This is a genomic window from Bradyrhizobium sp. 76, assembly GCF_023073025.1.
Taxonomy (GTDB): Bacteria; Pseudomonadota; Alphaproteobacteria; order Rhizobiales; family Xanthobacteraceae; genus Bradyrhizobium.
Window position 1 is genome coordinate 1 of the sequence record NZ_JADPIS010000048.1, and the last position, 11017, is coordinate 11017.

The window sequence follows — 11017 nt, forward strand, 5'->3', positions numbered from 1 at the left end:
GCAGCATGGCACCATGCGCAAGACCAAACATCGGGGCATCGCTCGCGTCGCCGCCGACTTCCTGCTTAATCTGATCGCCTATAACCTGATCCGAATTCCCAAACTGCTCGCCGCATAGCCACCCCGCGCCGGGGCACACTCAATAACAAGCTCGAAATTACATCCAACTCTACCGCGCCGCTCCAAAAACGACCGGCGGAAAAATGAAAATTCTCCATTCCAAGGTTTTTCAGCAGACTGCTAGAGCCGCTGGCGCTCCCTAGGGGAGACGAAGGGCAACTGCAGAAACGCCGATAAAACATGCACAAATCAGCTCGGCTGCTTCGCGACTACTACCACGGCTTGCTACCACCTTCAATCCACTCGGCCATAGTCCTCGCCTTGCTAAGAAGCGCGGCGCGTTCCCTACACTCCGCGCGTCACGAAGCTTTTTCGTTATCCGATAGAGCTTTAATTCTCGCGCGCGCACGATCAAAACGTGGATCAGTGTTCCAAAGACGGATGATTCCGTCATTACGTCCGGACGCTAGAATGCTCCCGTCGGGCGAGAAGGCTAGGGTTCGCACGGCGTACATATCTGTATCAATAGAGCGGCCGCTATCTAAATGAACAACGCCAGAGTCGGATCGTAATTGAACCTCGTCGTCCACTAGTTCACGAATGAGGCTTCCAGATTCGGCATCCCAAAGGCGGATAATTCGATCATAGCAGCCCGATGCAACCATTCGACCGTTCGGCGAGTAGATCAAACTGCATACGCCGCCAACGTCGTGATCTGGAATCTGGAATTGTTGACGCGGCTCGAAGCGGTCCAACTTCCAAAACCTAAGTCCCCGCACAGAGTCTACTAGACTTTTGCCGTCTGGAGAAAAGGCAAGATGAAATGCACTGCCTTTTAGCCGGTGCCACACTTTCCACGACCCCACAATCCAGAAACAGGTCTCAGCGCTACTTGGAAGGAGCGGAGCCCAGAGGCTAAGCCTACCCGGAAAGACTCTTCTCCAAGACCTAAAGTGCGTGGACACAAGGAACTGGCCGTTGGGTGAAAAGGCGAGGCAAGCGTTGAAGAAGTACCACTGGATACTGTGGCGGGGGCTGGACCGTGGGGGGCAACTCGAGACGGCCCTGGATTTTGCCCTTGGCGTTGATCGCGGCGGCGCAAATTGGGGGTCACTTGTCCGAAGCCAGTACCCGCAGGGGCTTATCGACGATGTGGTATGATCCGGGCGCCAACCATGAGAATCCCGGCCCGTTCATGACACTACTGGGCAGGGTCTTGCCGATACAGAATAGCGGCCGACAAGCGACGGGGCGCGAGGCCCGGTTTGGGGACTATACCGGACATTTGCTGACGACTGCCGAATCAAACCTGAGCGCCCTAAAGTGAACTCGCGCATCGGGCATGCACTGGCGTATCATTTGCTTGGGCAATCAATAGGAGGTCGCAACAGTGACGCCTAGCGAAGCACTGCAGCACATCGTCACGCTCGTGGAAGCGTCGGCTAAATTGAAGGCGACACTCAGCGCAAGGTATTGTTACGTGGCATTGTCGTGGTCGCCCAGAAGGGTCTCGGCGTGGCGCCGGATGGCGTGACCGAATGCGAACCTAACGTCCTGACGTTCCCTACGCGGTAGGTCGAGCGGACGGCCTCGGTTCTACTTCGGTCCCTGAGCCAGCAGCAACCTCAGCAAACTTTCGGTGCGCTTCATCGCAGCCTCGGTGACACCACGGGCGGGCGCGTATGGCAAAAGAACTCCTGTGGCCTTGATCGTATGCTGCGATGGGTGCTTTCCCGCTGTCATTAGCGCAATCTTACGTTCGCGATAGTTCTGTAAGCGAGGTGCCCTGCTCTTCATGAAGCTACGGGGCCACGCGCCGAAACCGGTTTTGTGTCCTTTGTAGCGCTTGGCTGCCTGTTTGATGATGTCCCGCATTCGCAGCGCGGTCTTGTACGAGATACCTATTTCAAGGCTCAAATCCGAAAGCGTCGGCAACGGCTGAGCCTCCACGCTGAACGCGTGAGCCGCACGCATCCACGTGCTCAACCTGATCCTGGAGCGCTCGAAAACGGTACCCAGGGTCACAGTGAACTGCTTGCGGCAAAGTTTGCAGTGATAGAGGCCGTCTCGGTGGCTCTGCTTCGGTCCGCCAATCACGAATACGTCGACACCACCTGCGTCACAATGGGTGCATCGGGGGCCTTGGGGCCACCGTAGGGCCCCAAGGGCTTGCCGCGCCAACCCATCATCATCGAACAAGGAAGACATCCGGTTTCCTCGGGAACGAGGCGCTTGTTTTGTTAGCTCCATACAAGGCCATCTGTTGTCAGGGGTGTTATGGTGGGTAATCAAGTACTTAGCCGACGAGTTAGCGTACGCTCACACCAGGACGCGCCAATGCTTCCAGCGGCTGGTCGGGCACGTACCGCCCTGTTTTGTCAGCTCCACAAAAGCCCTCGGGTTTCTAGGGCCTTTTTGTCGGATGATCAATGACTTAGCCGATGTACTCCCCCACACTCAGGAGAAGCGCTTCGAAAGGACCGGACACAGAGGCACCGAAGCTCTCGCTCACCACCTCCCTAACCTCAATCTGAAACACACGCGTGAAGAACGATACCGAACCCAAGAGAACAATGACCATCATCAAAAAATCGCGGCCCCGTAAGAAGTCTCCGCGAACCAAAGGCGCGCCGTGCAACAGCCTGGAAAGAAAAGCCCGAGGGACTCTGCTGTTCTCGGAACTTGTGAATAGGTTGTGGTCAGGCTCCATGAGGAGATTGTCATCGCGATCATGATATTACCGCGGCCTGAGGGCAAACATATACCAGGCAGGTGCCGATGATGAATCGAAGAATTGTTCCCGGCTCGTGTAAACTCTCGTCGCAAGACTCCACGGGTGGCTCGCGACATGCGGAGCTCACATCTGTGAGCTTGCTGAAGAGAGGACTTCCCGGTCATATCGGCGCTCATCGGCAGATAGGCCCAATCCGTTGTGGTGCTTTCTCTCTGCGACTTTGTACGCGCCACCCCCTGTTTGGCCGTGCTCGTCTTGATATAGATTTCAAGGCGATGTTTATCAGCAAGAAGTCAGCACCTGCCGTCGCTGCGCGATGCCGACCATCATGATGACGTGGTGCTCGGGGCAGGCTACACCGTCAAGATTCATAAGAAAGCTGTCATTCAGCTCATTTTCGAGAGAGCTTGAATCGTACGTAGCGTCATATTGTATTCTATCGATTGCGTAGAGTTTCACTTCGGTCGCGCATTTGGGAGGACATTCATCGCGGACGTGTTGAGTTAAGGACAGTACCGCCAATGGCATGAGTGATGCTTCTTGGAATAAGCGAGACGTTAGACGAACCCCATCGACGGATGTTTATTCGGCAGCCGTCCAATCCTGCTGGGCTGGGGTGTTATGGGAGAGAGCCGTGGCGCATTCTTCATCTGCCGCGATCGCGCTTGCGACCATGCCGAGTCGCGCTGGTGGACGACGAATCGAGAACTGAAGCATGAGCTAACCGGCATGAGATGCAAATCGACAGTCCCCTCAATATCTCTTTGTTCCAAACGCGGAGCGCGGAAGTGGACAATATAGAATCGATGACTCCACAGGAGCTGCGCTCTGCAATCAGTGGCGGCAGGGTCTTGGAGATAACTACGACAACTGGCTGTGTCGTCGGATGTTCTTATTGTCCGCAAGACAAGTTTGCCGAACGGCAAAGAGCGATATCCGACGTGAAGCATCTTTCTCTGCAAGATTTCAAGCGATGTCTGGCGCGCGTACCAGCAGCCGTCGACATTAGCTTTTCCGGATATTCGGAGCCTTGGCTCAATCCGGCTTGCACCGAAATGGTTGAGCATGCCTATGCGTGTGGCCATGGAATCCGAATTTTCACAACCCTGGTAGGAATGAACGGGCGGGATCTGAGACGTTTGCGTGCGATGCAGTTCCGCGTTTTCCTAGTGCATGTTTTTGATGACGGCACGCACATGGATAGTGGTCTCGTCAGGCGCAACTATGTCGATTTGATGCGCCAACTTGTCGATGCCGACATTTCATCGTTGCTCTTCATAGTCATGGGCGAGGTGCATCCCGCACTTGTCGGCACAATTCCTGACGAAGCGCTGGTTCGCTCGCGTCCGCCGAGCAGCAGGGCTGGCAACGGCGAGAAGATGGTTGGAGCGCGGCAGCCAATCGCTGGAGCACTGACATGTCCTGACGAACGGCAATATCGTAATGTTCTTCTCCCAAACGGCGACGTTACTTTCTGTTGCATGGATTTTGAGCGCCGACACGTTTTGGGCAACCTCCTCCGCGACAGGTACAAGGATCTCTTCGAAGGGGTAGCCTTTTGCAACATTGCCGATCGCATGAACGGAACGGACGGCTTTCTGCTTTGCCGATCGTGTGAATTCGCCGAACCAATAACGTCGGAATGCTGATCTTTGAGCGAAGTTAACCCCTGCTCGAGGCGAATCGCGAGCCTAGCAAGGACGGCCTTCCAGCGCATGACCACATCAGCCGCCGGGACGACCTGCGATAAACGGAGGGCCGCCATGGCCTGGAGCATTTTGTTGGTCGCCGGCCTGCTGGAGGTCGCCTGGGCAATCGGCCTCAAATACACGGAGGGCTTTACCAAGCCCGTTCCCTCCGTGCTCACGCTCGCGGCCATGGCCGGCAGCGTGACCCTGCTCGGCCTTGCTCTAAAGACGCTGCCCATTGGAACTGCTTATGCGGTCTGGACCGGCATCGGTGCGGTCGGCACGGCGGCGCTCGGCATCATCTTGTTCGGAGAACCGGCCGCCGCGTTTCGCCTTGCCAGCATCGGGTTGATCGTCGCCGGCATTGTCGGGCTGAAGCTCGTGTCCTAACGAAAACACCGAAAGCATTGACCCCACCAGGTCAGCGCCGCAACGATCGCCGAGGCCGGCACGCTAATTCTCCAGGCATGGACGATCGAGCTGGCCACGTTCCAACGCACCGCCGAGCGGCGCGGCGCCGACAGTGGCACGGAAGTCGCCAAGAACAACGAGCGGATGCAAGGCCTCTGGGCCGAGACCACTTGGTCGTCACGCGAAAGCCCTAGTGCGGACGAGACGCCAGCTGCCCATCAGGGTCCCACCTGCATCGGTCTGGCACAATAGCACCACCCAGAACGGCACGAACAATTCGCTGCCGAGATCGCCGTGCGAATAGAACAGCAATGAAACACAGCTATGGGGCTGATCTCGGGGAGACGGTCAAGACGTGAGCTTGCGGTCTTTGACTGAGCTCAGCACTGCGCCTCGAATTAAGGTGCGACTTCGTTGTGTGGTTGCAAAGAAACTCGATCACCTAATCTCTTTCGCAGGAGCGTTCACTGAATCTAACCGGCGGTGCCGGCGCCCGGCATTCGATTCGTGTTCGACCTCAAACCCGGGGCTTGTTTGAGCAATGACTGCTATTGTCGGGTTGGCGACATCGCGATCGAAAAAGGCCAGGAGCTTGCATCGTGCCCGTCGGCACAGAGTCTGCACACCACTAGGTTATGGGAGCGACGCTGCGAGTTCAGTGGCTCACGTTCTGGAAGGCGCGCACTTCGTGTTCGGTAGGTGATATGCGATCTGACGTTCTTGTTGGGGCTGCCGCAGCAGTTGTGCTCGTCGCATGCGGTTTTGCTCATTCAGCGGATCTCCGGCCAGTCGTCAGCGAGCCGTGCTGTTTCCAACCGAACGAGCAGCTGCATTGTCTTCTGAGGCATTGTTGTGATCGGCGCCTGCAAGGCAGGTCCACACGTCTTTATCGCCGAAACCGCGCGTGTGGTGTTCAGCTTGTTACGCGCCCGGCCAAATTCTAGCGTAAATCGGAGCAGCCGTTGCTTGAAAAGGCAATCGCCGCCGATATCGCCAACAGCAGCGAAGTCCGGGAAGGGACCTATGCGGCGTTCCCGCGGCAAAGGGCCCAATTCGATTACCGTCCTTTCGATACGCCCCGCGGAGCCGGCGTTGAGCAAGCGCTCACACCGGCTTGCTGCATCAGATTTGAGTGCGAGTGTATGAGTTTTGGTGGGACGGCATCTGGCGACCTCCGGGAATCAGGCTGCGAGCCCTGGGCATGTCAAAACCTGAAAGTTTGCGTCGAATGGAGTGGAGGTCGGCTGCATCCCAAGCCTCATTCGTGTTGCCTACCGCGCCCAATGGTGCCTTGAACGCCACTGGCCTTCTTTCTTCCGCTCAACCTGTACCCGGCGAAACTGATTGTTCCGTGCCACGCCTTTGCTTTGTCCGGAGAGCCCGCCATTCTTCCGAGTAAATGCGGCTCTCTCGAACTCAAAAGGCGCCGCCTTGGCATGACTGCGAGTCCATGATTCCGAAGAATTAGGGCGAGAACCATGGCGTTCCTGTGGAGCTCGCGATTTTCTGTCTTGCGACTTTCGCACTTACGAGAGCTTGAGACCATCTTACCCCTTTTGAGCATGGTGGCGCGGCAGTGGTAAGCTTGCTCACTCGCGGCCGACGCCAGCTCGCCCGTGACGGTCACTTTGTGCGGAACGACTCTGGCGTATATTCTGGTGTGAGGAATACCGGTCAAGGGTGAGCATTCGCGTCGTCAGAACAGCTGGCTGGTCCACCACCTAACCGAATGCACGCTCGATATAGCCAAGGTACGGCAAAGCTGCCCGCCCACAAGCCCAGTCCGGCACGATCGGCCGCGCGTTGCGCAGCGTGGTATCGGCGCCTGGAGTATCGCTCCCAATCGAGCACGAGACCGTTGCGCACCAACCATTCTCCGAGATCGACGCCATCAGCTGAACAGATCGCCAATGTCCGTCCACACTCATCCTCCAGGACTGACAGACAACTGACTTCGCGCTCTGCAATGAAGGCTTCAAGATCGCTCGCGGCGATGAGGCCACATCGATAAGGATTGAGGTTGATATCTCGGCACATTTGAGACTTGTCCGGCGCGTCGATGCCCCAGAGCCTAACGCGTGTTCCGTGAATTTCAAGGGTGTCGGTGCTGATGACCTTTGCCGGCCCGGTCAATTCGCCGGCAAACACGATGCTGCACAGTGCGAGCGTGGTCAACACCACGATCAATCCATACATGGCGATCTTCTTTGTCGAACTGCGAACATTCCGGCCGAGTGCAGCAGAGCGTGGGAAGCCGCCGAACGGCGGTCCATCGCGGCTGTGCTGAGGAGGCTGCCAATGTTGCATGGATAAGCTCGTTCGACGGATGACTCCCAGTGTATCAGCAGCGCAAGACGCCCTCGTGTCCAACCTCGTCCCCGATGCTCTGCGACCAGGCTGCTGCCCTGAGCGCTTCCCGCCATTCCTCCACGTCGTGGCGGCAGTTCGCCTTCGCCACATCACGCACCAGCAGGTCGAAATCGGTAGTGCGCGTCCGATCACCAGCGACCGGGCCGGCGCAGACCGCCGGCCGCAATTCGGCGAGAAATGATTGCTTGGTCGCCTTGTGCGGAATGAGCATAAAGTCGGCCCCCTCGCGGATAACAGGGAGCGCGCGTCGCCCGGGATCGCTGCAGCCGGCTGCTATCGGGGAAAGCGTACGTATCGCTTGAGCAAAGCGGCCGAGATGGCGGCCATCATTACTTTCGACAGCAATATGCCTTCTGTGAGCGGTAGGCGACAGATCCCCTCACAGTCACGCCGCCCAATTTGTTTCCCGAGCGCGAGCGCAGCCAGATCAGCCAGCGGCTCGACCAAGGCCACAACTGCATAGTAAACCGCGAGCGATGCGACTTTACCGAGGTTGGCGGCGCCGAAGCCCGCACGATAGAGCGCCAAAGACGCGATCCAGACAGCGATACCGGATTGATACGCAGTCGAGAGCGCAAGCGCCTTGCTGTACTGCAGATCGCGATAGGCAGCCTTGGATGGAATGAGGCGCTTGGCGAGCGCCTTGATCGCAAACAGCGGCATTAGAGGCGTCGTGACATTCATCCGATATTGCGGCAGGTCGGTCGGAACAAAGAGGACGCTTTGCAGCAAGAGGCCGAGCGCAAGACCTAAGGCCGCCGGCGCCGCGCCAAACAAGAGGAACAGCGTGGAGCCCAGGACGAGGTGCACTTCCGAGGCCCAAACCGCAAAGTGCGGCAGGAATTCGAATAACGTGAACACAAGGCCCGTCGCGGCGATGGCTTGCACAGCAAATGACAGAGCGCGCCGCTCGTGTATGGCCTCGACCACAAGCTTGGCCACGACGCAGCCCATCGCAATGCCTGTCGCGCAGCTCAATACGAACTTGGCGCCTGTTACTATTCCCGATTCGATATGCACGGTCTCTGGTCCTTTCTGCCGTTGTACTCGGGCCTTGGCTCAAGAATTTGCCGCGACGTTCGTGTGGCTGACGGTCGGAAACGGCACTTCACCTTCCCCATCCTCGGTCCACGGGCAACGTGCTGTTTTCGCCCGATCGGACCAGGTCTGCACTCAGCCCTCGCTCGGTCTTTGCGACATTTCGTAGCAACAGCTATGCCAGCGCCGCTGCCGCTGTTAAGGCTCTGATTGCGCTTTGAAAGCTTGTGCGGCGCCCAAGATTCGCCGTGTTCTGTAGCCGACATGCTCTGGAGGAAATTGAACACACATCGCGACCAGCTTTTTGATCAACCTGCGCCGTTCCAATCGATCATTTTCGCTCGCCCATTGAAGCGGAAATCCTGACGCCGCTGGCGCGAAGACACCGGTTCGGCATCAATCTTGCTCGACGTTGTTCGAGGAAGGCGCCTGCGGCGCAGCCAAATGTTTGGCGGCCGGGGATCGTCGAATTCCTCGAAGAGCTTTGCTGGGCGTTCGATTGAGCTTGCGGGCAAGCATGCACGAACATGAAGTAGAGACCACCCATCCAAACTCTGGAGCCGGCATTTGCTGGATCTCAGCGTCATCTCTCAGCAACGCGCCCGGCAAATTCCGCTGCACCATCTGCGACGAAGTTCTGGACGTGTTTCTGGGGGAACGCTATCGCGCCGCAGTGGCGCCAAACCGGATGCTAAAGTGAACATGGATCAACTTACGCCCGGTAAGCCTGTGGTCTCCGGACAGACGGCGGCCGCCTCGGTGCTGCGCATTCGGGCAGTCATGCTCGGGGATCGTATCAACCCGTCGGCTCTGGAAATCGGAACGCTGGTGTCCTCGACGCCGGTCGCTTTCCGCATTCATGCGGGCCTTGTCGTGGTCTTCCGCTATGGCGTTGTAGTGCTCATCGGGCTGTCGCCCTCGGAAGAAACCGCTCTGATCGAGACCCTGATACCGCGCGTCATCGGTGAACTCACCTCCTATGAGGAGGATAGCGCGCAGGCGCAGCTCTGCAACGAGCAGAGCGCTGAGGTCATCCTGCCGGGCGGGCGGATTTGTCTTAGAAATTTTAGTGACGATCGGCTGCTGCTGATCGCCGATACGCTAGCCAAGAGCACGGCGCTGGAGCGAGATGAGCGCCGTGTCGCCGCGGTGTTCGACGTGATCGAACCCTTTGCACGCGAACTGGCCGAGCGCGGCCGGACGCCGCGGGGCCGCAAGGGCATTCTCCAACTGATCGGCAATGCGCTCCTGGTCGAGCAGCGCGTCGCGGGCCGCATCGCGATTGCCGAAAAGCCCGACGCACTCTGGGAGAAGCCGGAACTCGAGCGGCTCTATGCGCGTCTGAAAGACGAATACGAACTGAAGGAGCGTCTTGAGATGCTTGAGCGCAAGCTGTCGGCCATCTCCGGAACGGCTAACGCACTGACGGACATTATCGACACACGGCGCTCGCTGCGTCTTGAGTGGGTTATAGTCGTGCTGATCGTGATGGAAGTTGCGATCGGATGCTTTCAGATTATTGCAGCCGGTCACTGACGTGCGGCTGGCCGCAGCGCGTGAGGCGCCTTCGTGGGATTTGAGCAGGCCTACTGACCGACCTGGCCGGCATTGACGTGGGACGCGCCGTTCGGCCGTACTCAGCTGCGGATTTCGGCTGTGTCTTCGGCGTGCTCGTGGACACGACGTTCGGCGAAAGCCGCTGCGGCTCGTGAAGACAGCGAATAGCCGACGCGAGTTCGGCGTATTTCCCGGCCTCGAGCAAGGATAGGGGGTTTATGGCAGACGCTCGGCGGAGCGTTCATGTCGACGATCCAGCGCCACCCAAGAAGGCCCTTTCGCCCAATTTGCAGCGGGCCGCCACTCAGCTTTTCTGCTATTCTCGACTTGCTCGCGGAATACTTGCCAGGGCCGCGGGCTGTCGATTTCACCACGACGCCTCACCGAGTTGAGCGACCGCCTTTCGCCGCTTTGGCACATCGCCGCGGCTCGGTCGACGTGTCCTGCCGTGATTTCCCTTGCGTGGCTGTTAGCGAACAGTTCCATGATCCGCCAGCGGGCAAACGCGCGCTGCAACTGAACATGAAAGCTCAGAATGCGGATCTCGTCCTCGCTAACGCGAAGGTCGCCGAGCTTGACGCGGCCGGGGACTGCGACCGGACGTGCAGAGCGGCTCCGCGCCAGCGATAAACGGGAAACGGATGACAAAGGAGCTACGCCGCGAATTTCGAGGCGGTTTTGACCTCGCAAGCAGGCGCCGAGATTTTCTGACGTCCCCATCCGCTCTGGACATTCAATCTTGCAGGACTGTCCCTCAAAGCGCCCTGGACACTCACGCACGCTCGGCAGCTGCTCTTAAATCCGCGTCCGAACCGATCCCGGCCTGGCGATCCTTCGCTGGCTGGTTCAGGAGCCCGGCGAGCCTAGCAGTCTGCTGAAAAACCTCCTCGCCAGGGAGGGGACTTGATGATTCACTTTATCATCTCGAATCGGCGGAGACGATCATGCGCGGCAGGTTTACGGATCAGGGCGGCCTGTTTTCGTACATCGCGCCGGATAAACGTGTGCCAGCGAACCATCCGCTGCGGAAGGTCCGGGAACTTGTCCGGGATGTTTTGAATGATTTGAACCGCAGCCTTGGAAAGCTATACGCCAGCGAGGGACGTCCTTCGATCCCTCCGGAGCAATTGCTGAGCGCCTTGCTGCTGCAGGTGTTCTA

The 11017-nt window shown here is 58.2% G+C and carries 8 protein-coding genes and 3 pseudogenes; 4 read left to right on the plus strand and 7 right to left on the minus strand.

Annotation, left to right across the window (positions count from 1 at the left end):
* Window positions 1–419: 419 nt before the first annotated feature.
* Together IVB48_RS12070 and IVB48_RS41170 are read right to left on the minus strand one after the other, a co-directional pair.
* Window positions 420–815: a hypothetical protein gene (locus IVB48_RS12070; protein ID WP_247400093.1), complete on the minus strand. Its 396-nt coding sequence runs from the start codon at window positions 813–815 to the stop codon at window positions 420–422.
* 1210 nt (window positions 816–2025) lie between these two features.
* A pseudogene (locus tag IVB48_RS41170) lies at window positions 2026–2310 on the minus strand (transposase); the annotation flags it as partial.
* Between the two features lie 1425 nt (window positions 2311–3735).
* On the opposite strand from IVB48_RS41170, the gene IVB48_RS12080 reads away from it, so the two are divergent.
* Window positions 3736–4443: an SPASM domain-containing protein gene (locus tag IVB48_RS12080; protein ID WP_247400095.1), complete on the plus strand. Its 708-nt coding sequence runs from the start codon at window positions 3736–3738 to the stop codon at window positions 4441–4443.
* Between the two features lie 114 nt (window positions 4444–4557).
* Entirely contained in the window at window positions 4558–4872 is a 315-nt protein-coding gene (gene sugE, locus IVB48_RS12085; RefSeq protein ID WP_247336440.1) for a quaternary ammonium compound efflux SMR transporter SugE, read from the plus strand.
* Here sugE and IVB48_RS12090 read toward each other — a convergent pair.
* From IVB48_RS12090 to IVB48_RS12105, 4 genes and pseudogenes are all read right to left on the minus strand, one after another.
* Window positions 4869–5211, minus strand: a pseudogene (locus tag IVB48_RS12090) (inorganic phosphate transporter); the annotation flags it as partial. The gene sugE and the pseudogene IVB48_RS12090 sit on opposite strands and share 4 nt — an antisense overlap.
* A 1356-nt stretch (window positions 5212–6567) precedes the next feature.
* Window positions 6568–7200, minus strand: a complete 633-nt coding sequence (locus IVB48_RS12095) for a thermonuclease family protein (protein WP_346658981.1) — start codon at window positions 7198–7200, stop codon at window positions 6568–6570.
* A 34-nt stretch (window positions 7201–7234) separates the two neighbouring features.
* Window positions 7235–7474: a hypothetical protein gene (locus tag IVB48_RS12100; RefSeq protein WP_247400097.1), complete on the minus strand. Its 240-nt coding sequence runs from the start codon at window positions 7472–7474 to the stop codon at window positions 7235–7237.
* 62 nt (window positions 7475–7536) lie between these two features.
* Window positions 7537–8283, minus strand: a complete 747-nt coding sequence (locus tag IVB48_RS12105) for an energy-coupling factor ABC transporter permease (protein WP_247400099.1) — start codon at window positions 8281–8283, stop codon at window positions 7537–7539.
* Window positions 8284–9003: 720 nt separating this feature from the next.
* Between IVB48_RS12105 and IVB48_RS12110 the strand changes: the two genes are divergently transcribed.
* A complete protein-coding gene (locus IVB48_RS12110; RefSeq protein WP_247400108.1) occupies window positions 9004–9837 on the plus strand; it encodes an RMD1 family protein in 834 nt (277 codons plus the stop codon).
* A 237-nt stretch (window positions 9838–10074) separates the two neighbouring features.
* On the opposite strand, the gene IVB48_RS12115 is transcribed toward IVB48_RS12110, so the two are convergent.
* The gene (locus IVB48_RS12115) at window positions 10075–10578 is read right to left on the minus strand and encodes a hypothetical protein (protein ID WP_247400101.1); all 504 of its coding nucleotides are present in this window, start codon (window positions 10576–10578) and stop codon (window positions 10075–10077) included.
* A 224-nt stretch (window positions 10579–10802) separates the two neighbouring features.
* On the opposite strand from IVB48_RS12115, the pseudogene IVB48_RS12120 reads away from it, so the two are divergent.
* Window positions 10803–11017 (plus strand): annotated as a pseudogene (locus IVB48_RS12120) (IS5/IS1182 family transposase); the annotation flags it as partial.